At 67.8% G+C, this 21,470-nt stretch carries 20 protein-coding genes and 1 tRNA gene; 12 read left to right on the forward strand and 9 right to left on the reverse strand.

The annotated features are described in order from the left end of the window. Window positions 1-5: 5 nt before the first annotated feature. Window positions 6-1,670, reverse strand: coding sequence for an arginine--tRNA ligase (gene argS / locus J2W14_RS05785; RefSeq protein WP_307459706.1), 1,665 nt, complete (start codon window positions 1,668-1,670; stop codon window positions 6-8). A gap of 173 nt (window positions 1,671-1,843) precedes the next feature. Between argS and J2W14_RS05790 the strand changes: the two genes are divergently transcribed. From J2W14_RS05790 to J2W14_RS05805, 4 genes are all read left to right on the forward strand, one after another. Next, the gene (locus J2W14_RS05790; RefSeq protein ID WP_307459709.1) at window positions 1,844-2,281 is read left to right on the forward strand and encodes an FMN-binding protein; all 438 of its coding nucleotides are present in this window, start codon (window positions 1,844-1,846) and stop codon (window positions 2,279-2,281) included. 54 nt (window positions 2,282-2,335) lie between these two features. After that, a complete protein-coding gene (locus tag J2W14_RS05795) occupies window positions 2,336-3,208 on the forward strand; it encodes an FAD:protein FMN transferase (protein WP_307459712.1) in 873 nt (290 codons plus the stop codon). Beyond that, window positions 3,205-4,740, forward strand: coding sequence for an FAD-dependent oxidoreductase (locus J2W14_RS05800; RefSeq protein WP_307459715.1), 1,536 nt, complete (start codon window positions 3,205-3,207; stop codon window positions 4,738-4,740). Before J2W14_RS05795 ends, J2W14_RS05800 begins: the two co-directional genes overlap by 4 nt. Before the next feature lie 77 nt (window positions 4,741-4,817). Next, window positions 4,818-4,890 (forward strand) — tRNA-Arg (locus J2W14_RS05805). Window positions 4,891-5,090: 200 nt separating this feature from the next. Here J2W14_RS05805 and J2W14_RS05810 read toward each other — a convergent pair. Both J2W14_RS05810 and J2W14_RS05815 read right to left on the reverse strand, forming a co-directional pair. Beyond that, window positions 5,091-5,810, reverse strand: a complete 720-nt coding sequence (locus J2W14_RS05810) for an AAA family ATPase (RefSeq protein WP_307459718.1) — start codon at window positions 5,808-5,810, stop codon at window positions 5,091-5,093. A gap of 81 nt (window positions 5,811-5,891) precedes the next feature. Further along, window positions 5,892-6,773 carry a hypothetical protein gene (locus J2W14_RS05815; RefSeq protein WP_307459721.1) on the reverse strand — a complete coding sequence of 294 codons (882 nt, stop codon included), beginning with the start codon at window positions 6,771-6,773 and terminating at the stop codon, window positions 5,892-5,894. A 106-nt stretch (window positions 6,774-6,879) separates the two neighbouring features. On the opposite strand from J2W14_RS05815, the gene J2W14_RS05820 reads away from it, so the two are divergent. Continuing rightward, on the forward strand, window positions 6,880-7,188 hold the full coding sequence (locus tag J2W14_RS05820; RefSeq protein ID WP_307459724.1) for a hypothetical protein: 309 nt from the start codon (window positions 6,880-6,882) through the stop codon (window positions 7,186-7,188). A gap of 233 nt (window positions 7,189-7,421) precedes the next feature. On the opposite strand, the gene J2W14_RS05825 is transcribed toward J2W14_RS05820, so the two are convergent. Continuing rightward, the gene (locus J2W14_RS05825; protein ID WP_307459727.1) at window positions 7,422-7,862 is read right to left on the reverse strand and encodes a hypothetical protein; all 441 of its coding nucleotides are present in this window, start codon (window positions 7,860-7,862) and stop codon (window positions 7,422-7,424) included. 249 nt (window positions 7,863-8,111) lie between these two features. On the opposite strand from J2W14_RS05825, the gene J2W14_RS05830 reads away from it, so the two are divergent. Together J2W14_RS05830 and yidC are read left to right on the forward strand one after the other, a co-directional pair. Continuing rightward, window positions 8,112-8,348: a hypothetical protein gene (locus tag J2W14_RS05830; protein ID WP_307459730.1), complete on the forward strand. Its 237-nt coding sequence runs from the start codon at window positions 8,112-8,114 to the stop codon at window positions 8,346-8,348. Between the two features lie 403 nt (window positions 8,349-8,751). Further along, window positions 8,752-9,552 carry a membrane protein insertase YidC gene (gene yidC, locus J2W14_RS05835; protein ID WP_307459733.1) on the forward strand — a complete coding sequence of 267 codons (801 nt, stop codon included), beginning with the start codon at window positions 8,752-8,754 and terminating at the stop codon, window positions 9,550-9,552. Between the two features lie 27 nt (window positions 9,553-9,579). Here yidC and J2W14_RS05840 read toward each other — a convergent pair whose 3' ends face one another. Next, window positions 9,580-10,035 carry an SRPBCC family protein gene (locus J2W14_RS05840; RefSeq protein WP_307459736.1) on the reverse strand — a complete coding sequence of 152 codons (456 nt, stop codon included), beginning with the start codon at window positions 10,033-10,035 and terminating at the stop codon, window positions 9,580-9,582. Between the two features lie 214 nt (window positions 10,036-10,249). Here J2W14_RS05840 and J2W14_RS05845 point away from each other — a divergent pair, with 214 nt between their 5' ends. Both J2W14_RS05845 and J2W14_RS05850 read left to right on the forward strand, forming a co-directional pair. After that, the gene (locus tag J2W14_RS05845) at window positions 10,250-11,308 is read left to right on the forward strand and encodes a M4 family metallopeptidase (protein WP_307459738.1); all 1,059 of its coding nucleotides are present in this window, start codon (window positions 10,250-10,252) and stop codon (window positions 11,306-11,308) included. Window positions 11,309-11,367: 59 nt separating this feature from the next. After that, the gene (locus J2W14_RS05850; RefSeq protein ID WP_307459742.1) at window positions 11,368-11,685 is read left to right on the forward strand and encodes a protealysin inhibitor emfourin; all 318 of its coding nucleotides are present in this window, start codon (window positions 11,368-11,370) and stop codon (window positions 11,683-11,685) included. 68 nt (window positions 11,686-11,753) lie between these two features. Here the strand turns inward: J2W14_RS05850 and J2W14_RS05855 are convergent, their stop codons facing one another. Continuing rightward, complete coding sequence (locus J2W14_RS05855; protein ID WP_307459745.1) at window positions 11,754-12,722, reverse strand: GlxA family transcriptional regulator; 969 nt, start codon at window positions 12,720-12,722, stop codon at window positions 11,754-11,756. Between the two features lie 92 nt (window positions 12,723-12,814). On the opposite strand from J2W14_RS05855, the gene J2W14_RS05860 reads away from it, so the two are divergent. Together J2W14_RS05860 and hrpA are read left to right on the forward strand one after the other, a co-directional pair. Continuing rightward, window positions 12,815-12,982 (forward strand): hypothetical protein, encoded by a 168-nt coding sequence (locus J2W14_RS05860; protein WP_282382371.1) that lies wholly within the window; start codon window positions 12,815-12,817, stop codon window positions 12,980-12,982. A gap of 159 nt (window positions 12,983-13,141) precedes the next feature. After that, window positions 13,142-17,194, forward strand: coding sequence for an ATP-dependent RNA helicase HrpA (gene hrpA, locus J2W14_RS05865; RefSeq protein ID WP_307459749.1), 4,053 nt, complete (start codon window positions 13,142-13,144; stop codon window positions 17,192-17,194). A gap of 50 nt (window positions 17,195-17,244) precedes the next feature. Here hrpA and J2W14_RS05870 read toward each other — a convergent pair whose 3' ends face one another. Then, on the reverse strand, window positions 17,245-17,673 hold the full coding sequence (locus tag J2W14_RS05870; RefSeq protein ID WP_307459752.1) for an HIT family protein: 429 nt from the start codon (window positions 17,671-17,673) through the stop codon (window positions 17,245-17,247). Then, window positions 17,670-18,827, reverse strand: coding sequence for an NAD(P)-dependent alcohol dehydrogenase (locus J2W14_RS05875; RefSeq protein WP_307459755.1), 1,158 nt, complete (start codon window positions 18,825-18,827; stop codon window positions 17,670-17,672). The genes J2W14_RS05870 and J2W14_RS05875 overlap by 4 nt, the downstream gene beginning before the upstream one ends. Before the next feature lie 244 nt (window positions 18,828-19,071). Here J2W14_RS05875 and J2W14_RS05880 point away from each other — a divergent pair, with 244 nt between their 5' ends. Then, window positions 19,072-20,484, forward strand: a complete 1,413-nt coding sequence (locus J2W14_RS05880) for an HNH endonuclease (protein ID WP_307460585.1) — start codon at window positions 19,072-19,074, stop codon at window positions 20,482-20,484. Window positions 20,485-20,555: 71 nt separating this feature from the next. Here the strand turns inward: J2W14_RS05880 and J2W14_RS05885 are convergent, their stop codons facing one another. Beyond that, window positions 20,556-21,428 carry a sulfurtransferase gene (locus J2W14_RS05885; protein ID WP_307459758.1) on the reverse strand — a complete coding sequence of 291 codons (873 nt, stop codon included), beginning with the start codon at window positions 21,426-21,428 and terminating at the stop codon, window positions 20,556-20,558. Window positions 21,429-21,470: the final 42 nt, after the last annotated feature.

Here is a 21,470-nt window from a genome sequence, read left to right on the forward strand (position 1 = left end):
GGCAGTTACATCCGTTCCGGCGCCGAGACGCCCAGCAGTTCCAGTCCGTTGGCCAGCACCTGGCTCGTGGCGTCGTTGAGCCACAGCCGGGTGCGGTTGAGATCGGTGATCGGCTCGTCGCCCAGCGGGGCGACACGGCAGGCGTCGTACCAGCGGTGGTAGGCGCCGGCGATGACCTCGAGGTGGCGGGCCACGCGGTGCGGCTCGCGCAGTTCGGCGGCCTTGGCCACGATCGAGGGGTAGCTGCCGAGGTAGGAGAGCAGCTCGTTCTCGGTCGCGTGCTCCAGGAGGGAGGCCTCGAAGCAGTCTTTGCCGTCCACACGGCGCTCTACCCCGGCGGCAACGGCGTTGCGGGCGGTCCCGCGGGACCGGGCGTGGGCGTACTGGACGTAGAACACCGGGTTCTCGTTGCTGTGCTTCTTCAGCAGTTCCGGGTCCAGGGTCAGCGGCGAATCGGCCGGGAAGCGGGCCAGCGAGTAGCGGACGGCGTCCTTGCCCAGCCAGGAGATGAGGTCCTTGAGCTCGATGATGTTTCCGGCACGCTTGGAGAGCTTGGCGCCGTTGACGGAGACCAGCTGGCCGATCAGGACCTCGATGTTGACCTCGGGGTCGTCACCGGCGGCGGCCGCGATGGCCTTGAGCCGGTTGATGTAGCCGTGGTGGTCCGCGCCGAGCAGGTAGATTTTCTCGGTGTAGCCGCGGTCCTTTTTGGACAGGTAGTAGGCGGCGTCGGCGGCGAAGTACGTCGGCTCGCCGTTCGCGCGGATCATCACGCGGTCCTTGTCATCACCGAAGTCCGTGGTGCGCAGCCAGACCGCGCCGCCGTCGTCGTAGACGTGGCCCTGTTCCCGGAGCCGCGCGACGGCGTCCTCGATCGCCCCGCCGTCGTGGAGTTCCTGTTCGGAGAAGTAGACATCGAAGGCGACGCCGAACTCGGCCAGGGTGCGCTTGATGTCGTGCAGCTGGGCCTTGTAGGCCGCGCCGCGGATCACCGGAAGCGCGGCGACGTCGGTCAGCTCGCGGATGTCCGGGTGCTGGGTCAGCACCTCGTGGCCAAGATCCGCGATGTACTCGCCGGGGTAGCCGCCCTCCGGGACCCCGCGGCCGTGCAGCCGGGACAGTACCGAGTGGGCGAAGACGTTCATCTGCGACCCGGCGTCATTGATGTAGTACTCGGCCGTGACATCGGCGCCGGAGGCCCGGAGCACGCGGGCAATCGCGTCGCCCAGGGCCGCCCAGCGGGTGTGGCCGATGTGCAGCGGGCCGGTGGGGTTGGCGGAGACGAACTCCATGTTGACCCTGTGGCCCGCGAGCGCGGTGTTCGTGCCGTACTCCGGCCCCGCCTCGACGATGGCCTTGGCCAGGGCACCGGCGGCGGCAGCGTCGACGGTGATGTTCAGGAACCCCGGGCCGGCGATGTCGACGGCGGAGACCCCGTCGATGGACTGCAGCCGGGCGCTCAGGACCGAGGCGAACTCCCGCGGGTTGGTGCCCGCCGTTTTGGCCAGCTGCAGGGCGATGTTGGTGGCCCAGTCGCCGTGGTCCCGGTTCTTCGGTCGCTCAACGCGCACCTCATCCGGGACATCGGATGCGGGGAGGGAGATTTCACCGGCGGCGACGGCGTCCTTCAGGCAGGCGGATATGGCGAGGGAGAGTTCTTCTGGGGTCACGGTTCCAGCCTACCGGTGGCCTGCAGTGTGGCGGAATTGAGGCTGGTTCACAGGGTGAACCACTACGCTGATTCATACGTTGTCATGGGAGTATCCGCTGCGGGCCTCCGCGTGCGGGTCACAGCTTCCCGCCATTCCCCCTTCCGACCGTCGCCAGAGAAATGAGCAGCCGCATGAACACCTCTCTCCGCAAAAGCGTTTTCGTCGGCATTGCCGGACTGTCCCTGGCCGGGTCCGCGGCCGGCTGCGCGCCGGGGCAGGCCACCGGCACCCCGGCAAGCAGCGCCGCGCCGTCAGCCGCCGCGGGCAGCGCCAGCTACAAGGACGGCACCTACAGCGCCGACGGCAACTACGTCTCGCCGAACGGCACCGAGACCGTGGGCGTGACCCTGACCCTGGCCGGCGGCGCCGTGTCCGACGTCCAGATCACCCAGCATCCGTCCAACCCCAACACCAGGAAGTTCCAGGGCGAATTCGCCGGCGGCATCCAGTCCCAGATCGTCGGCAAGAGCCTCGACGAGATCAAGGTCTCCAAGGTGGCCGGTTCATCGCTGACCAGCGGCGGCTTCAACCAGGCCGTGGACAAGATCAAGTCCGAGGCCACGTCGTAAACAGCCAGTCGTAGACACCGCGTCATGACCAGCCAGTAGCCAGCAGGAGGAAACGTGCCGCATCCGGGCTGGGCGGATTTCAGTTTCGACGGGATCGGTACCCGCTGGGACATCTCAACACCGTCCCCGCTCTCCGGCGCGCTCCGCCGCCGGCTACTGGATGCGGTCGCGGACTACGACGCCGCGTGGTCCCGCTTCCGGCCGGACTCCCTGATCGCGGCCGCCGCGCGGCAGCCGGGCCGCTACACGCTGCCGGCCGGGGCAGCCGCCCTGGGGCCGCTCTACGCAACCCTGTACCGGCTTACCGGCGGGGCCATGACCCCGCTGATCGGCGGCAGCCTCGAACACCTCGGCTATGACGCCGGTTACTCCCTCCGCCCGAGCGGCCCTCCGCTGCCCGCCCCGCCCTGGGACGGGGTGCTCGACTGGCAGGGCACCGTCCTGACCACCTGCGCCCCGGTGGTGATCGACGTCGGCGCGGCCGGTAAGGGCCAGCTGGCAGATCTGCTGTCCGCCGAACTGCGCGACGGTGGCATCAGCGAGCACTTCATCGACGCGAGCGGTGACCTGGTCAACGCGGGATCCTTGCCGGTAAAGGTGGGCCTGGAGCATCCCTATGATCCGGCCCGGGCCATCGGCATCGTCAGCCTCGGGGCCGGGGCGCTCTGCGCCTCCGCTGCCAACCGGCGCGCCTGGGGCGACGGGCTGCACCACGTGCTAGAAGGCACCACCGGCGCCCCGGTGCGCACCGTCGTCGCCAGCTGGGCGATGGCGGCGAGCGGCATGGTGGCCGACGCGCTGGCAACCGCGCTGTTCTTCGTCGAGGGGCCCCGCCTGCGGGAGGAATTCGACTGTTCCTGGCTGACCGTCCACTCGGACGGCCACGCGGAGTATTCGGCCGATTTTGAAGGGGTGTTGTTTACATGACCGCCACCATCTCCACGCCCATGGGTTCGCGGCTGGACACGGCCCTGGGCAGGTTCACGATGTACCGGCTGGTCCTCTGGGTCCTCGCCGTGCTCGCCGTCTACAGCCTGCTGCTCGACGTGCTCGGCTGGCTCACCTTCGGGCTGCCGGAGATGATCGCGCACCTGGCGCTCTGCCTCGGCCTGACGTATGCCTCCAACCGGGTGATCGCGGCGGTGTTCCGCGTGCGCCCGCACTCCGAGTCGTCCCTGATCACGGGCCTGCTGCTGTACTTTCTCTTCTGGCCGACGCAGTTCTCGGCGGGCCTGCAGTACCTGGACCTGGCCGGCGTTGCCCTCGCCTGTGTGCTCGCGTCGGCGTCCAAGTACGCCCTGGCCTGGCGCGGCCGCCACATTTTCAATCCGGCGGCGGCCGGCGCGTTCATCACCGGGCTGACCGGACTCAATATCGCCACCTGGTGGGCCGCCACGCCCGCGATGCTCTGGCTGGTGCTGCCGGGGGTCCTGCTGGTGCTCTACCGGGTCCGCAAGCTGCTGATGGCGTCTGTGTTCATCGTGGTGGCGGTGTCGATCGTGTCCGTGGAACTGCTGCGTGCCGGCATGGGAGCGGGCGAAGCGCTGTGGCAGTCCATCGCCCAGCGCCCGGTCCTGTTCTTCGTCGGCTTCATGCTGACCGAGCCGCTCACCCTGCCGCCGCGCCGCTGGCAGCAGCTGGCGCTGGCCGCCGTCGTCGGACTGCTGTTTGCGATTCCCTACAATTTGGGTTTCGTGGCCAATTCCCCCGAGCTGGCGCTGCTCGTGGGGAACGCGCTCGCCTTCGCCGCCGGCCAGCGCGGCCGCATCCTGCTGCGCTTTCGGGGCTCGCGCCCGCTGACCCCGACGACGACGGAGTTCAGCTTCCAGCCCGAGCGGCCGCTCCGCTTCACCCCGGGACAGTACATCGAGCTGAACCTGCCGGAAGGCAAGGCCGACCACAAGGGCCGGCGGCGGGTGTTCAGCCTTACCAGTCCCCCGGACTCCCCGGAACTGACCATCGGCGTGGGAACGGCCGAACCGCGGTCCACGGCGAAGCGGTCGCTCCTGGCCCTGGAGCCCGGTGACGAGCTGACGGCCACCACCGTGGGCGGCGACTTTGTCCTGCCCCGGAGTCCGGAGGCGCCGGTGCTGCTGATAGCGGCCGGCATCGGCATCACCCCCTATCTGGCCCAGCTGTCGGGGGGCTCCGCCGGGGACCGGGATGTGGTCCTGCTGTACCTGGCCAGGACGGCCGCCGAACTCGCCTACGCCGCGGAACTCGAACGCACCGGGGCCCGGGTCATCGCCCGGCTTGCCGACGGTACCGCGCCGCCGGCGTTCATGCAGGATGCGGGCGCCGTCCGGATCGACGGCGCCACGCTGAAGGACCTCGTCCCGGATATCGCGGGCCGCATTGTCTATGTCTCGGGCTCGCCGGCGAGTGTCCGCTCCCTCCGCGCGGCCGCCCGCCGGGCCGGGGCGCGGAGGATCCATGTGGACTCCTTTGCTGGCTACTAAGCGCCCGATTTTCCCTTCGAGCCCACCTTCCTGCTAAGCTCTAGGACGTCCCGCCGGTAACGGCAGGAACCCTGACTGCCCTCGTAGCTCAGGGGATAGAGCGTCTGCCTCCGGAGCAGAAGGTCGTTGGTTCGATTCCAATCGAGGGCACAGAAAAAACCCCGTCACTTCATGGAAGTGGCGGGGTTTTCGCTTGTCCGCCTCAGCCGCCATCGACGCCCCGTCGGGGACGGCAACCACCTTACTGCTCCGCGAAGATGAAACGGACTCCTGACCGCCTTGCTCATGAAGATCTGGCCATGCGCTCTTTCGGGTTCGCTTCCTGATCCGCAATTCGCGAGACCTCGGCATTAGAGGTGGCGGAGGTAGCGCTCCGGTGATTCGAGAAACGACCGCATGTTCGTGACCATATCCAGGTCCTCCCACGCCCGGGGACGTAGACCCCAGGGCCCGGCTTCCAGAATCTCCGCCCCGGGAAGTGCTGCCAGTACAGGCGAGTGCGTAGACATGATGACCTGCGAGTGGCCGGCGGCTAACAGGTCCTTCAAGACCGTGAGGAGGGTCAGGCATCCTTGGAAGGACAATGCGGATTCTGGTTCGTCGAGCACCCACAATCCGTCCCCCCGAAAGCGGTCCACGGCCAGCTCCAAGAAAGACTCGCCATGAGACATGTCATGGAAGGGGATGTCCCCTGTCCTGCTCGGGTTTTCCTCGAGGTAGGTGAAAAAACCGTGCATGGTTTCGGCGCGCAGAAAGTAGCCACGCCTGGTGGTACCGGCGTTCCGGACCAGGTGGAGGTGATAGGAAAGCTTAGATTCCGTGGACCTGGTGGTGTGCCGAGCTCCAGTTGATCCCCCTTCCGCTGACAAGCCGTACGCCAAGGCGATTGCCTCCACCAGCGTGGATTTACCGGACCCGTTTTCGCCGACCAGGATCGTGGCGGGAGTCAGATCGAGTCCCTGGTCGAGGACCTGGGCGACGGGAGCCAGGGATGCTGGCCACTGCCCACGGTCCAGGACATTGCTCGGATCCTCTGTCAGACGCCGGATTGGATAGTCGCGCAGGGGCATGGGCCTATTCTTGCAGGCCCCTAGATCTTCCCAGGCCCTCGGGAGTCTGTGAGGCTCTCTTCGGTTTGCCGCCGCCGGCCTTCATTCCTGCCGTATCTTCCGCATGACCGCGGAGATCCACCCTGTCCGGAGCCTCGGAGCCAGCCACGACTCGAGCTGGCCGGCGCTCCACGACGGTGCCCTCACCAGGATAATTTCCCGGTCCTCCCGGTAGGCCTCGAGGATGCCGGCCTTGCTGGACAGCCTGCGGACCAGCCAGTCGACCTTGAGCGAGTAGACGTGGGCGATCTCGTCGCTCAGGCCGATCTCGAAGTCATACCCGCCGGGCTCGTCGCGGACTTCCTCGACCTCGAACGGCGGCTCCGGCTCCACAGTCTCGGCGGTGCCGCCGTCGACGTCTTTTAGACGGTCGATAAGTCGTCGTGCGTACGCTGCCATCGCGTCGTCCGGCGACTCCAGAGAACTGCGGAGGGCCGCGCGCGCGCTTACCACGGGGAGCCCGGGCAGGAAGTTGTGGTCCTCACCTTTGCCGCTGACCAAGACCGGGTGGTTGTTGTAGGCGTAGCGCTCGTGGCTGTGGCGCGCGACGTCCCAGCGCGCCGACGGCACACGGTCCCGGACGACTTCCGCGAGGTAGGACACTAGTCCGTCCAGGAGTGTCAGGGACTCCAAGGAGAGGGTCCGCTCCTTCTCTGCTGTATACCGCTCCCAGGACGGCCATCTCTCCCGCGGCACGGAGGCCGGGTCGGTAGCGCCGGGGTCGTCCAGACTGGTGAATCGGGACAGCATCCAGCGCCACAGCGGAACGAGACTCTCGGGGGTCCCGTCGAGGAAGACAGCCGGGTCCTGTCCGTCGTCCGCCAGGCGTTCCCGGAGCCGCTCCAGGGCCGGGCCGCGTTCGTCGAGATACTCCTGCAGGGCCGCGGCGGCTTGGGCTTTGCTCAGGTTCAAATAGTTCGTCATGAAATCCCCCAAAGGTCGTTCTCGAAGCGTACACAGCAGGAATGGGTGAGAGACGGGAGCGTGCACCATCGAGCACCGCTTCTCGAATGCTCATAGAATGACGCCAATGGAGACCACCACGCCTGAGTACGCCCGATTGCGCGCCGCTATTACCGAGCGGCTGAATGCCCACGACCTGCTCGGCGTTCTGCCCCACGGGGCGCCGGAGACCGAATACGACCCGGAGATGGAGGACTTCGCTGCGCTGATTACAGCCGGCACGTCCATCACACCGGAGGTCGTCGCCACGGTCTGGCACAAGTGGTTCGGCGACAGCCTCGGCAACAGCAACGGCGAGATTGAGCCGCCGACGTCAGGAATGTCCGCCCTGGCCGTTGACCTTGAGGCCGTCCAGCGCGGCTTCGTGCAGTACTAACCGGCCGGTAAGGTCGGTTCAAATCATCCGAGCGGGAATGGGGAACCGATGAGGCTTGAAGGCTGGCACGTGATGGTGTTCCTGGCGATGCTAGTGCTGGTCGCCATCGTTGTCGTGGTCGTGACGTTCCTGGTCCTTTGGACTGTTCGTCTTGTCCGGCGGCGTAACGGCGGCGGCCCGGGGTTGCCCTCGCCTTAGAAGCTGGCGGGTTCCTCGCCTGGCTTAGGGCTGGTTCAGGGGACCGTGACGCGCTCGTCGGTGTGCACGGACTGCGGGCCAGTGGACGGGCAGTTGATAGAGCGCATGTCCCGGTTTCCATTAATGAAGGTGTACCGGACGCAGGCACTGACTGTCCGGTGCTCGGCCCAGAAACCTCCGCTGGTGGTCAGGTGGTTCCGGAGGTAAAGATCGGCGACGAGGACCCCGTCGGCCGTCCATGTCAGGGAGTAGATGTTGGTAAGGCTCCCGGTGAGCCGTCTCGTGAGCTCACTGCGCTCCCCAGGGTCAACGGCCGCTGTGATGTGCGTGAAGGTCGCCATGGCCTCGTTGGACTGGTCCCGGATGGCGTTCCGGCCCATCTCCTCGATGCTTGTCCGGGCACAGGAGGCCAGGGTCAGGACGAGGGCCACGACGGCCACTGCGGTGCGCGCCCTGCCACCCCTCATCTCCATCACCCCCGTTCATACATATCAGCTCAACCGTCGACCTTGGCCACGATCTTCAAGGAGTCCCCCAGCTTAATGCACTCCTCATGTCAGACCCTTTCCGCCGCCGGCGACAATGACCGCCGGTCGTGGCAGATGCTACTTGCAGGCTGCGACACTTCCGCCCACAAAAGCGGCCGCATAGCGATACGATGCATTCAGCACCGTCCGGGGACACCCCGGGGGCTGGTGCCTGCACTGATGGCCTGAGGGAACACAGTGAAGCGCAAAACCGGTGTCATCATCGCTGCCGTTCTGGTCCTCGCCGCGGCCGCTTTCTTTTTTGTCCGGATGACAACTGAAGGCACGTGCCAGCGGCGGTCCAACGATATTGGGCCCACGAATGCCTGCAGCTCCTCGGGGTCTGATGGCCAGTACGACTACATCATGAACGTGACCGACCGCGACGGGACCGAACCTCACCTCGTGGTGCTCTCCGTTAGACCGCACGAGTGAAACCTTGAAACCCAAGCAGTTTTTATCTAGTCAATGGATATAGTGCCGGGGGCTCTGAGACCATTCAGGCCGCATCCGCCGCCTTGAGCCGCAGAACAGGGCGGCATTCCGTTCAGTAACCACTTGGGGGTAATTGCTGTGCGCCCGAAAACTCCCTATCAAATTTCCGGACCCGGACGCCAGGACCGCTGAATCGGCGAACCACCTACACCTGGCAGCAGGCTGGTTCGCGCTGGCTCCGATCCTCATCGCCGGGGCTGTCTTTCACCGACGGCGCCAGGGGTTGTCTCCGGCGCGCTGACCGGGCCCGGGAATCCGCTGGCTTCTGGGCGCCCTTTCGTGTTGGCTGACAGAACGCAAGGTCAGACGCCGCGTTGCTGCGGCTCAACGAACGGGGCATCGGGTGGACGTTGGCGCAGCGCTGCTGTATCCGTTCCAGTGGCTGGTGTCCGCCATCATGGTGGGACTCCATGACGGCCTGAGCGCCCTCGGCATGCCCGCTGCCAGCGGCTGGACGTGGACGCTGTCCATCATCGGCCTCGTGCTGGTCATCCGGGCCGCCCTGATTCCGGTTGCGCTGCGGCAGGTCAAGGCCCAGCGCCGCATGCGGCGGCTGCAGCCGGAGCTGAGGAAACTGCAGGAGAAGTACAAGGGCAGGACGGACCCGCTCTCCCGCCAGGCCATGGTGCAGGAGCAGATGGCCCTCTACAAGCAGCACGGCACCAACCCGCTGTCGGCGTGCCTTCCGCTGCTGATCCAGGTGCCGTTCTTCTTTGCCCTCTTCACCGTGTTGTCCGGTATTACGACGGCGGCCATCAGCGGCAAGGGCATCGGCGCCATGAGCCCCGAGCAAGTGGTGCAGTTCGACGAGTCGAGCATCTTCGGTGCCCCGCTGTCCGCCTCCATGCTTCACGGCACGCCCGGGGGCGGCAACGTGGTCGCGGTGTGGATCCTCTCGGTCGGGATGATTCTGGCCATGACGGCGGCGCAGTTCATCACGCAGAAGCACATCATGGCCGGGACGGTGCCCGCCGAGTCCCCGGCGGACCCCTTCATGCGGCAGCAGAAAGCGGTGCTCTACGCCCTGCCGATTGTTTTCGGCATTGGTGGCATCGTCTTCCCCATCGGTGTCCTGATCTACTGGACCACCACGAATTTGTGGACCATGGTCCAGCAGTTCGTCCTTGACCCGCGCGCCCCTTGAGAAGCCAGGCGGGAGATTCCGGCCGGCTCAGCTCCGGGCCTCCACGATGTCCTTGAGCTTGTCCAGCGCCAGCGGCCAGGCCTCGTCGAACATGGCGACGAACTCGTCCTCACTGTCGAGCTCCACGTCCACTGTCGTCACCCCGCCGGCAACCCTGAACGCGTACTTCTCATGGGCTCCCATAAAAGCTTTCGCGGCCTCGCTGGTGGTGTCATCCTCGCCATTGACCACCTGCCCGATGTAGCGCAGGGAAATGAGCTCGTTCGGCCTGTTCTCCTCGACCGTGGCGATCATCCCCGCCAGCGAGCCGTCGCCATCGGGCCCGAGGAAACGGATTTCGCTGCCCTGGCTCCAGTCCCCCTCATAGTAGGAATCACTGTTGAACACGCTGGTCCACTCCCGGTACGTGTCATCGTTCAGCATCGTGGTCCAGACGTCCTGCACGGGGGCGTTGATCGTCACCGAATACCTTAACTTTTCCATGCGTGATTTTACGTCCCGGTGCGACCTGCGGAACAGGCCGGGTGCGGCACGGACCGGGTGCGGAACAGCGAACCAGGCGCGCCACCCTGCCAATTGTGGGTGCCCGCTCGTAGGCTGTCTGCATCGGCAGCGGGGTTCCGGCGGCCGGGTGGCTGGACTGGGTGCCGGCTGCCGCACCACCACGGGATCCCGCCGAAGCACTAAGGGGTCTCACATGCACTGTTCCATCATTCCTCCGTACATGCTCCGCCGCCTGGCGGCCCAGCGCGAACCCGAGCTCTCCGCCGCCGCCCGCGCGGCAAAGGAAGCGCTGCACCACGTCCCGAGCTTCCAGGCCTCCCGCGCCGTGCCCGGGCCCGGCAGCCATCCGGGACTGCGGGAACCCCAGCCGGCCCCGCCGGAACGGACGGTCTTCGACGCCAAGTTCGCCGAGCAGCTCCCCGGCAGCGTGGTCCGCAAAGAAGGGGAACCTCCCACCGGCGATCCCGCCGCCGACGAGGCCTATGACGGGCTGGGACACACCCACCGCCTCTACGCCGAAGCCTTCGGCCGGAACTCGATCGACGGCAACGGCCTCCACCTCGAGGCCACCGTCCACTACGGCCGCCTGTACGACAACGCGTTCTGGGACGGGCGGCAAATGGTGTTCGGCGACGGCGACGGCCAGGTGTTCCAGCGGTTCACGAAATCCTTGAGCGTGATCGGCCACGAACTCGCCCACGGCGTCACCCAGTACTCCGCGGGGCTGGTCTACCGCAACCAGGCCGGCGCGCTGAACGAATCGATGTCCGACGTCTTTGGGGCGCTTGTTGAGCAGCACCTCCGGCAGCAGTCGACGGCGGAGGCTAGTTGGCTGATCGGCGAGGGCCTCTTCACGGAAAAGGTCCAGGGGACCGCTTTGCGTTCCCTGAAGGCGCCGGGGACCGCGTACGACGACGACGTGCTCGGCAAGGACCCGCAGCCGGACTCCATGGACGGCTATGTGCACACCAGCGCTGACAACGGCGGGGTGCACATCAACTCCGGGATCCCCAACCGGGCGTTCTGCCTGGTGGCCACGGCGCTGGGCGGCAACGCGTGGGACGCACCGGGCCGGATCTGGTATGAAACCCTGACCGGTGGCACGCTCGCCCCGACCGCCACGTTCGGGGCGTTCGCCAAGGCCACAGCGGCCTCCGCCAAGGAGCTGTTCGGGGCGGATTCCACGGAGCATGACGCCGTGCGGTCCGCGTGGGAAACTGTGAAGGTAAAGTTCCCTGGAGCCAGACGATAACCAAGCTCATGGCGCTCCGAAACCCATGAATGTTGCCGTCTCCCGACGATCCGAGACCGATGAAAATCACTGTGCAGCGCAGCGGCGGACTGGCCGGCATGAAGCGGACGTGGACCGTGCAGCCCACACCGCCGGAGGACACGGACCTCTGGCAGCCCCTCATCGAGGCCTGCCCGTGGGACGCCGTCCCCAAGTCGGGCCGGAGTGCCGCCGCCGGCCAGCCGGACCGGTTCCTGTACAACATCCGGGCCGGACAGCACCGCGCCACCCTGCCCGAACAGTCCGTCACCGGCCCCTGGCGGGACCTCGTCGAAACGGCCAAAGCGGCGGCCGAGCCGCCCCCGGCGTCGGACGGGCCGCAGGGACCCCGGCGCTGACGCCCCCGGACCGGCCGCGCCGGTATCTGGCCGTGCCTGATGGGAGTACGCCGTGCTGATGGGAGTATCTAGACTGCCGCGGCGAGGTGTCCGCGGAAGGTGCGGCGGTACGACTGCGGGCTGGTGTCCAGCACCTTGGCGAAGTGGTGCCGCAACAGCACCGAGTGGCCGAAGCCGGATACGCGGGCGATCTCGTCGATGTTCAGGTCAGTGGTCTCGAGCAGTTCCTGGGCCCGCAGCACCCGCTGTGAGTTGAGCCAGGCCGCCGGGGTCGCACCCGTCTCGGAGCGGAAGCGCCGGGCGAAGGTCCGGGGCGACATGTGGACGCGCGCGGCGAGCTCGTTGACCGAATGGTCCTCCCCCAGATGCCGCACCATCCACTGCAGCAGTTCCTCCATGGGCTCGGAGCCGCAGGCCGGGATCGGCCGGTCGATGAACTGGGCCTGGCCGCCGTCGCGGTGCGGCGGAACCACCATGTCCCGGGCGATGGCCGCCGCCACGTTTGCGCCGAACTCCAGCCGGACCAGGTGCAGGCAGGCGTCGATGCCCGCGGCGGTGCCCGCACTGGTAATGATCCGGCCGTCCTCGACGTACAGGACGTTTTCATCCACCCGCGCCGCGGGGTAGCGGCTGGCGAGCTCCTGGGAATAGTGCCAGTGCGTCGTGCAGCGGCGGCCGTCCAGCAGCCCGGCCCGGGCCAGGGCGAAGGCTCCCGAACAAATGGACATGACCCAGGCCCCGCGGGCGTGCGCGGCGCGCAGAGTATCAAGGACGGATTCCGGAAGGTCCTCGTCCCGGCCGTAGGGGGTCATGATGACCAGGTCCGCATCCGTCGCGGCGTCGAGCCCGAGACCCACGTGCAGGGACAGCCCGGACTTCATCGGGACCTCGCCCGGGACGGGGGTGCAGACCCGGAAATCGAAGGCCGGCACACCGGTCCCCCGGTTCGACCGGTCCACCCCAAAGACCTCAAACGCGGTCCCGAACTCGAAGATCGAGAAGTTGGGAACCACGATCATCGCCACTGATTTGATCATGAATCCATTCTGGCAGAACAGTGGCAGAAATTATAGCTTTTTGGGCATTTCTGCCACTGTTGTTGCCTCCCCGACCGGAGAACCATGGAGGTATGGAACTCATCGGAATCGCCCTCATTGTCCTCATCGTCGTCGGCCTCGCCGCCACCGTCGCAGCCCTCCGCAAGGACGGGCTCGGCCACAACCCGCCGGTCCGCTCGGAAGACTACTGGACCGCGCTGGACCTGCCCAGCACCAACTACACCTTCCGGATCTTCTGAGCCCCGGCCGAGTCCCGATCACACCGCATCCCGTCCACCATCCCGTCCACTACCGCCCCAACCGTCTCCCCCCACCCGTTGCCCGGCCCCGACAGGGACCGGGCACCTCTCTGTCCCGGAACCGCCGTGCGGACAGTTCCCAGTAGACTGTGTGCAGCCATGACACTGCATATCTCCTACCCCGCCGAGCTGCCGGTCTCCGAGCGCCGCGAGGACCTGATGGCCGCCATTGCGGCCAACCAAGTGACCATCATCGCCGGCGAGACCGGTTCCGGTAAGACGACCCAGATTCCGAAGATGTGCCTGGAGCTTGGTCTCGGCGAGAACGGGCTGATCGGCCACACGCAGCCGCGCCGGCTGGCCGCCCGCACGGTCGCGGAGCGCATCGCGGAAGAACTCGGCGTCGACATCGGCCAGGAAGTCGGCTTCCAGGTCCGCTTCACCGGGGAGGTCGGCCGCAACACCAAGGTCAAGCTCATGACCGACGGCATCCTGCTGGCCGAAATCCGGCGCGACAAGCTGCTGCGCCGGTACAACGCCATCATCATCGACGAGGCGCACGAACGCAGCCTCAACATCGACTTCATCCTCGGATACCTCAAACGGATCCTGCCGCAGCGGCCGGACCTGAAGATCATCATCACCTCGGCCACCATCGATCCGCAGCGCTTCGCCAAGCACTTCGGCAGCGAGGAGGAGCCCTCGCCCATCATCGAGGTCTCCGGGCGCACGTACCCGGTCGAGATCCGCTACCGCCCGCTGTCCCAGCCGGCCGGCGGGGCCGCCGGCGACGGCACCGACGACGCTGCGCTAGCGGCCTCCGACGACGAACTGGAAGAGGACCGCGATCCGCTGGACGCCGTCTGCGACGCCGTCGACGAACTCGCGCAGGAGGCGCCCGGCGACATCCTGATCTTCTTCTCCGGCGAACGCGAAATCCGTGACGCCGCCGAGGCCCTCAACGCCAGGATCCAGTCCAACCGCAAACTGGCCGGCACCGAGGTGCTCCCGCTCTTCGCGCGGCTAAGCCTGCAGGAACAGCACAAGGTCTTCCACCCCGGCAGCAAACGCAGGATCGTGCTCGCCACCAACGTCGCCGAGACCTCCCTGACGGTTCCCGGCATCAAGTACGTCATTGACACCGGCACCGCCCGCATCTCGCGGTACTCGCACCGCACCAAGGTCCAGCGCCTGCCGATCGAGCGGGTCTCCCAGGCGTCCGCCAACCAGCGCTCCGGCCGCTGCGGCCGCGTCTCCGACGGCATCGCCATCCGGCTGTACTCGGAGGAGGACTTCGAGTCCCGGCCGCCGTTCACCGACCCCGAAATCCTGCGCACCAACCTCGCCGCCGTCATCCTCCAGATGACCGCAATGGGCGTCGCCCGCGGGCCGAAGGATGTCGAGAACTTCCCGTTTGTGGAGCCGCCGGACTCCCGGGCCATCAACGACGGCGTCACTCTCCTGCGCGAGCTGGGCGCCTTGAGCGCCGCGCGTCCGCAGGAGGAGACGGGCGACGGCACCGGCGACGGCGACGGACGCCCCGGCCGGCGTCCGGCCGCCGGAAGAAACGGCGGCGGGCTGACCGCCGTCGGGCAGCAGCTTGCCCAGCTTCCCGTGGACCCCAGGCTCGGCCGGATGATCGTCGAGTCCGGCAAGCGCGGCTGCGTCCGCGAGGTCATGATCCTGGCTGCAGCGCTGACCATCCAGGACCCGCGCGAGCGTCCTACCGACAAGCAGCAGCTCGCCGCGGAGAAGCACGCGCGTTTCCGGGACGAGAACTCGGACTTCACCGGCTTCCTGAACCTCTGGAACTACATCCAGGAGAAGCAGCAGGAGCTCTCCTCCACGGCCTTCCGCCGGCTCTGCCGCGCCGAGTTCATCAACTACCTGCGCGTGCGCGAATGGCAGGACCTGTTTGCGCAGCTGCGCCAGCTGGCCCGGCCGCTCGGCATCAGCCTGGACAACAAGCGCCTGGCCGATCCGGTGGGCAACCATGAAGGCATCCACATCAGCCTGCTCTCGGGCCTGCTGAGCCACGTGGGCATCCTCGATGAGCGCAAGCGCGAGTACGTCGGCGCCCGCGGCAGCCGCTTCGCGATCTTCCCGGGCTCGGCGCTGTTCAAGAAGTCCCCCACGTTTGTTATGGCCGCGGAGCTCGTGGAGACGAGCCGGCTGTGGGCCCGCGTGGCGGCGAAATTCGACCCGCTCTGGGTGGAACAGGTGGCACCGGACCTGGTCAAGCGCAGCTACAGCGAACCGCACTGGTCCAAGAAGATGGGCTCGGTGATGGCCCATGAGAAGGTCACCCTGTACGGCGTGCCCATCATTCCGAGCCGCCGGATCAACTACGGCAAGGTGGATCCGGAGCTCTGCCGGGAAATGTTCATCCGGCACGCCCTGGTGGAGGGCGACTGGCAGACCCACCACAAGTTCTTCCACCGCAACCGGGCGCTCCTCCTCGAGATCGAGGAGCTCGAGGCGCGGATGCGGCGCCGGGACATCCTGGTGGACGACGAGACACTCTTCGAGTTCTACGACGCCCGGATCGGCAGCGACGTCGTGTCCGAGCGGCACTTCGACAAGTGGTGGAAGGAAGCGCGGCAGCAGGACCCTGCGCTGCTCGACTTCGACCAGGCGCTGCTGATCAGCGAGGACGCCGATGCCCTGGATGACTCTGCCTACCCGAAAACGCTGCTGCACAAGGGCTTTGAGCTGCCGCTGAGCTACGAGTTCCACCCGGTGGCCCCCGGCTCGCCGCCCAACCCGTCCGACGGCGTCACCGCCGAAGTGCCCGTGCTGTTCCTGAACCAGCTCGACGACGCCGCGTTCCGCTGGCTGATTCCCGGCCAGCGGGTGGAGCTGGTCACGGCCCTGATCAAGTCGCTGCCCAAGCAGGTGCGCAAGAACTTCGTGCCGGCCCCGGACGTCGCCCGGCAGGCCGTCGCGGCCTTGGAGGCGGACTTCGATCCGGCCACCGACGAACTGGAGGCCTCCCTGGAGCTCGTCCTGCGCCGGCTCCGCGGCCAGGTCATCCCGCCGAAGTCGTGGAACTGGGAGGCCATTCCGTCGCACCTGCGGGTCAGTTTCCGTGTCGTGGATTCGCAGGGAAAGATCCTCGACGAGGGCAAGGACCTCGGTGTGCTGCAGGAACGGCTGGCACCGGCCACCCGCCGGGCGATCGCCGAGTCGCTGGGCGCCACGCCCGCGACCACGGCTCCCGCCTCGGTCGGCACATCCAACGGGAGGTCCAGCGGCAAGACCGCAGCCAAGACGGCAACCCAGTCCGCCGGAGCGGCGCCGGGCACTGCGGCTTCCGCTGTGGCAGCGGCCGCAACCGGTTTTGCCGAGCAGGCGGGGCTGACCTCCTGGTCCTTCGGAACCCTGCAACGCCAGGTCCAGGGCACGGTGAAGGGGCACACCGTCACCGGCTATCCTGCGCTCGTGGATGAGGGCCAGTTCGTGGCATTGCGGCTGTTCCAGACGCGTTCCGAACAGGAACAGGCCATGCGCGGCGGCGTCATCCGACTGCTCGCCCTGAAGGTGCCGCCGCCGAACCGCTATGTCCTCGAACACCTGAACAACACCGAGAAACTCACGTTCAGCCAGAACCCGCACGGTTCCGTCACGGCACTGATTGCCGACTGCGCCCTCGCCGCCATCGACAAGCTCACCCCGGCGGAACTGCCGTGGGACGAGGCGTCCTTCAACGCGCTGTACGAGAAGGTCCGGGCCGAGCTGATCGACACGGTCTTCACCGTCACCGCCGTGGTGGAGCGCATCCTGGCCAGCACGCGGCGGATCGAGAAGGCGCTCAAGGGCACCACAAGCCTGGCCCTGATCAGCGCCCTCAACGACATCAAGAGCCAGCTCGAGCAACTCGTGTTCCCCGGTTTTGTGGCACGCACGGGCTACAGCCAGCTCAGCCAACTACCGCGCTACCTTGCCGCGATCGAGAAGCGGCTCGAGAAACTCCCGACCAACGTCCAGCGGGACGCCCAGAACATGGCCGCGGTCCAGGCCCTGGAGGACGACTACGACGACGCCGTGTCGGCGCTGCTCCCGGGCCGGCGCGCGGGAGCGGAGTTAACCCAGGTCCGCTGGATGATCGAGGAGCTCCGGGTGAGCCTCTTCGCCGTCGAACTCGGGACCGCCTATTCCGTCTCCGAGAAGCGGATCCGCGCGGTGCTTAACAAGGCGCTGGCGCCGGTCTGACACCCGGAGAGGGGCGGCAGACCCGCGCCAGCGGGGGTCACTACGGCGGATTACGACTCCGGAACGTGGGCCGCGTGTCCGGCTTTCCGGAGGCCGTCGCGGAGCTTCTCCGCGTTGGCGTCCAGCTGCGCGGGATCCGGGTTCTGCTCCACCGAACCGAAATCGAAGTCCGCCATGGTGTTGGACGGCCACACGTGAACGTGCAGGTGGTTGATCTCGTAGCCGGCAACAATGAGTCCGGCGCGCGCCGCGTCGAACACGTCGACCTGGACGGCGCCGATCTTCTGGGCGACCTGCATCACACGGGCCAGCAGCTCGGGGGACGCATCGGTCCAGCGGTCCACTTCCTCGGTCGGCACCACGAGTGTGTGGCCGTCGGCGAGGGGGCCCATGGTCAGGAACGCCACGACGTCGTCCTCGCGCCAGACGAAGCGGCCGGGGATCTCGCCCTTGATGATCCTGGTGAAGAGAGTGCTCATGCGTCTGCCCTTTCCGAGGGTGTTCCGAGGGTACTGGTGTCTAAGACAAAACGGTACTTCACGTCGCCGGCCACCATACGGTTATAGGCCTCGTTGAGCTGGTCGGCACGGACCACTTCAACATCGGAGGTGACGCCGTGCTCGGCGCAGAAGTCCAGCATCTCCTGGGTCTCGGCAATGCCGCCGATCAGCGACCCGGCGTACGCGATCCGGCGCCGGATCAGCGCACCGGGGTTCACCGGGGGCATGTCCTCCGAGGGGAGCCCGAGCTGGAAGAGTGCCCCGTCGACGCGCAGGGTGCGGAAGTACGGGTTGAGGTCGTGGGGCGCGGCGACGGTGTCGATGATGACGTCGATGCTCCGGTTCGCGGCGTCCATCGCGGCCTCGTCGCGGGACAGGATGACCTCGTCCGCGCCGATTTCCCGGGCTGCGGCGATTTTGGACTCCGAGGTCGTGAAGACCTTCACTTCGGCGCCCATGGCCTTGGCCAGCTTCACGGCCATGTGGCCCAGTCCGCCCAGGCCGATGACGCCGACGACGTCGCCGTCCTCGACGTCGAAGTGGCGCAGCGGTGAGTAGGTGGTGACGCCGGCGCAGAGCAGCGGCGCGGCCGCGGCGGGGTCGAGGCTCTCCGGGACGTGCAGCACGTAGCGGCGGTCCACCACGACGGAGGTGGCGTAACCGCCCTGAGTGATGGCGTCCCCGTTGCGGCGGTCCTTCGAGCCGTAGGTCCCGGTCATGCCGTTTTCGCAGTACTGCTCGAGGCCGTCGAGGCAGCTGTCGCAATCACGGCAGGAATCGACCAGGCAGCCGACGCCGACCAGCTCGCCGGGGGTGAAGTCGTCGACGGCGGACCCGACGCGGCTGACCCTGCCCACGATTTCGTGGCCGGGGACCAGCGGGTAGTTCTGGTGTCCCCATTCGCCCCGGGTGGCGTGGACGTCCGAATGGCAAAGTCCGCAGAATTCGACGGCGATCTCGACGTCGTCTTCCTTCGGCGCGCGGCGGGCCACCGTCAGGGGAACCAGGCCGCTGTCGCTGGCTGTCGCACCGTAGGCCGCGGCAAGGCGCGGGCCGTCAGCAACTTCGTCCCGCGCGCCGAGATCGGGCAGCGGCTTGGCGAGGGGCGGTGGTACGGGGCGTCCAGGAGTCATGGCTCGACGCTACCCCCGGGTGACTGAACTTATCCAATCAGCGCGTCCACACGGGCGTGCTTAGGCCGCGTCCCCGCGGTGGCAATCGGGCGGGCACGTCGTGGAATGCCTACGGCGGATCGGCCGGAGTCTTTTTGTCTGAGGTGCCCGATAGCGTGGTTCCATGGACGGCAATCAGGGGCCCGACCAGCCTCATCCAAAACAGGCTCGGCCAAAACAGGCTCAGCCAGAACAGGTGACAGTCATGGATGCGGCCCGTTCGCTGGCCGCTGTCCGGCCGTCCGGGGCCGTGCCTGAGCCGGACGGTGCGCGTTTGATTGCTGAAATCCGGTCCCTGGAAGACCAAAAGTCTGCCCTGGCTGCCCGTCAGGCCCGGCTGTCCGTCGCCTTCGACCTGATCCAGCGCCGCGAACAGCGGGACCGTGGGGTGCCGGCCGGGGAGCTGGGCTCCGGGGTCGGCGCGCAGATCGCCCTGGCCCGGCGGGAATCCCCGGCCCGCGGCGGACGGCTCCTGGGCCTGGCGAAGGCCCTCGTCACCGAAATGCCCCGCACCCTCGCGGCCCTGGAGACCGGGCAGCTCAACGAATGGCGCGCCACCCTGCTGGTGAAGGAAACCGCGTGTCTCTCCGCGGAGGACCGGGCCGCCGTCGACGCCGAACTCGCCCCCGATACCGGGACCTTCGACGGCGCCGGGGACCGGGGAATCATCGCCGCGGCCCGCACCGCGGCGTACCGGCGGGACCCGCGCTCGGTCACCCAGCGGGCCAGCCACGCGAGCACCGAACGGCACGTCAGCCTCCGCCCGGCCCCGGACACCATGTGCTACCTCACCGCCCTGCTCCCCGTCGCCGCCGGGGTTGCCGTCTATGCCGGCCTCACCCGGCACGCCGACACCCTCCGGGCCGCCGGGGACCCCCGGACCCGCGGGCAGCTCATGGCCGACACCCTGGTCGAACGCACCACCGGCAAGGCCGGCGGGATCAGCGGGATCGAGATCCAGCTCGTCATGACCGACCGCACCCTCTTCCAGGCCGACAGCGAACCCGCACGCCTCCCCGGCTACGGCATCGTCCCCGCCGGCTGGGCCCGGGACCTCCTCACCAACGCCGGGGACGCCGCCGGAAACACTGCCGGGGACGCCACCGGCGGCACCGGCTTGAACAGCACCGGGGCCAGGGCCAGGAACGTCTGGCTGCGCCGGCTCTACACCGCCCCCGGCACCGGCGAGCTGACCGGGATGGATTCCCGTGCACGGCTCTTCCCGGCCGGGCTCCGCCGCTTCCTCACCGCCCGCGACGACACGTGCCGCACGCCCTACTGCGACGCCCCGATCCGCCACTTCGACCACATCATCCCCTGGCACCGTGGCGGCACCACCACCCATGACAACGGGGCCGGGCTCTGCGAAGCCTGCAACCACACCAAAGAAACCCCCGGCTGGTCCTCCCGGCCACGCCCCGGCCCCCGACACACCCTCGACGTCACCACCCCCACCGGCCACACCTACCAAGCCACCGCCCCGCCCCTGCCGGGAACCCCGGCCCGCCAGCCGGAGGCGGACCTGGCCGTGGCAAAGAGCCCGGACCACCGCCGCCAACGCCACCGCCGAGCCAACGACCTCCACCGCACCCGAAGACAAAACCAACCCGCAGCCTGAACAATCAACCGGCAGCCCGAACGAACAACCGGCAGCCTGGCAAGCAACCGTGGAGCGCCGCCGGCTTCCGCTTAGTCCGCGGCGGTGCCGTCGGCGTAGGGTGCATCCCCGGTGACAACAGGGTTCGAGTCATTGTTGGACCATTCCGAGAATGACCCCGGATAGAGCGCCGCAGGGAATCCGGCGATTTCGAGAGCCGCAATTTCGTGGGCCGCCGTGACGCCGGAACCGCAGTAGACAGCGGTGGGGACGTCGGCGCGCACTCCAAGACCGGTAAAGCGCTCCCGCAAGGCCGCCGGGGACAGGAACCTGCCGTCGGCACCGAGGTTGCCGGTGGTGGGGGCGCTCACGGCTCCGGGAATGTGGCCGGCCCGCGGGTCCACCGGTTCGAAGTCGCCCCGGTACCGTTCCCCCGCCCGGGCGTCCAGCAGCAGGCCCCGCTGTCCCCAGGAGGCTGCCTCCCCGGCGTCGATCACGGGCATGGCACCGCCCGTCAGCACGACGTCCCCGGGCGCCGAGTGGCGTTCGCCGCTTTCGACGCCGAAGCCCGCGCCGCGCCAGGCGGCCAGGCCGCCGTCGAGCAGGTAAACGTCGGCAAAGCCGGCGCTCCGCAGCATCCACCAGAGCCGCGCGGCGGCCTGGTTGCCGCTGTCGTCATAGGCCACCACGACGTCACCGCTGCGGACGCCCCAGGAGCGGACGCTTGCCTGGAACTGCTCCAGGGGCGGGAGCGGGTGCCGGCCGCGGCCCGGATCTGCGGGTCCGGCCAGTTCGGTGGCGAGGTCCACGAAGACGGCGCCGGGGAGGTGTCCAGCGAGGTAGTGGTCCCGGCCATGCGGGTCGCCGAGCGCCCAGCGCACATCCAGCAGCACGGTCCTCCCGCCGGTGTTGTCGGCTGCGTCCAGCCGGTCCTTCAAGGTGGCTACATCCATGAGGGTCTGCATCCGCCAACTCTATCCATCGGAATCTGCCGCCGCGGGTAGGCT

It is taken from the genome of Pseudarthrobacter oxydans, assembly GCF_030812335.1.
Lineage (GTDB): Bacteria > Actinomycetota > Actinomycetes > Actinomycetales > Micrococcaceae > Arthrobacter > Arthrobacter oxydans_B.

Coding starts and splice junctions, on each gene's coding strand:
- J2W14_RS05790 (WP_307459709.1), top strand. CDS start 1,844: ATGAACACCTCTCTCCGCAAAAGCGTTTTCGTCGGCATTGCCGGACTG.
- J2W14_RS05800 (WP_307459715.1), top strand. CDS start 3,205: ATGACCGCCACCATCTCCACGCCCATGGGTTCGCGGCTGGACACGGCC.
- J2W14_RS05810 (WP_307459718.1), bottom strand. CDS start 5,810: ATGCCCCTGCGCGACTATCCAATCCGGCGTCTGACAGAGGATCCGAGC.
- J2W14_RS05815 (WP_307459721.1), bottom strand. CDS start 6,773: ATGACGAACTATTTGAACCTGAGCAAAGCCCAAGCCGCCGCGGCCCTG.
- J2W14_RS05820 (WP_307459724.1), top strand. CDS start 6,880: ATGGAGACCACCACGCCTGAGTACGCCCGATTGCGCGCCGCTATTACC.
- J2W14_RS05840 (WP_307459736.1), bottom strand. CDS start 10,035: ATGGAAAAGTTAAGGTATTCGGTGACGATCAACGCCCCCGTGCAGGAC.
- J2W14_RS05845 (WP_307459738.1), top strand. CDS start 10,250: ATGCACTGTTCCATCATTCCTCCGTACATGCTCCGCCGCCTGGCGGCC.
- J2W14_RS05850 (WP_307459742.1), top strand. CDS start 11,368: ATGAAAATCACTGTGCAGCGCAGCGGCGGACTGGCCGGCATGAAGCGG.
- J2W14_RS05855 (WP_307459745.1), bottom strand. CDS start 12,722: ATGATCAAATCAGTGGCGATGATCGTGGTTCCCAACTTCTCGATCTTC.
- J2W14_RS05860 (WP_282382371.1), top strand. CDS start 12,815: ATGGAACTCATCGGAATCGCCCTCATTGTCCTCATCGTCGTCGGCCTC.
- hrpA (WP_307459749.1), top strand. CDS start 13,142: ATGACACTGCATATCTCCTACCCCGCCGAGCTGCCGGTCTCCGAGCGC.
- J2W14_RS05870 (WP_307459752.1), bottom strand. CDS start 17,673: ATGAGCACTCTCTTCACCAGGATCATCAAGGGCGAGATCCCCGGCCGC.
- J2W14_RS05875 (WP_307459755.1), bottom strand. CDS start 18,827: ATGACTCCTGGACGCCCCGTACCACCGCCCCTCGCCAAGCCGCTGCCC.
- J2W14_RS05880 (WP_307460585.1), top strand. CDS start 19,072: ATGGATGCGGCCCGTTCGCTGGCCGCTGTCCGGCCGTCCGGGGCCGTG.
- J2W14_RS05885 (WP_307459758.1), bottom strand. CDS start 21,428: ATGCAGACCCTCATGGATGTAGCCACCTTGAAGGACCGGCTGGACGCA.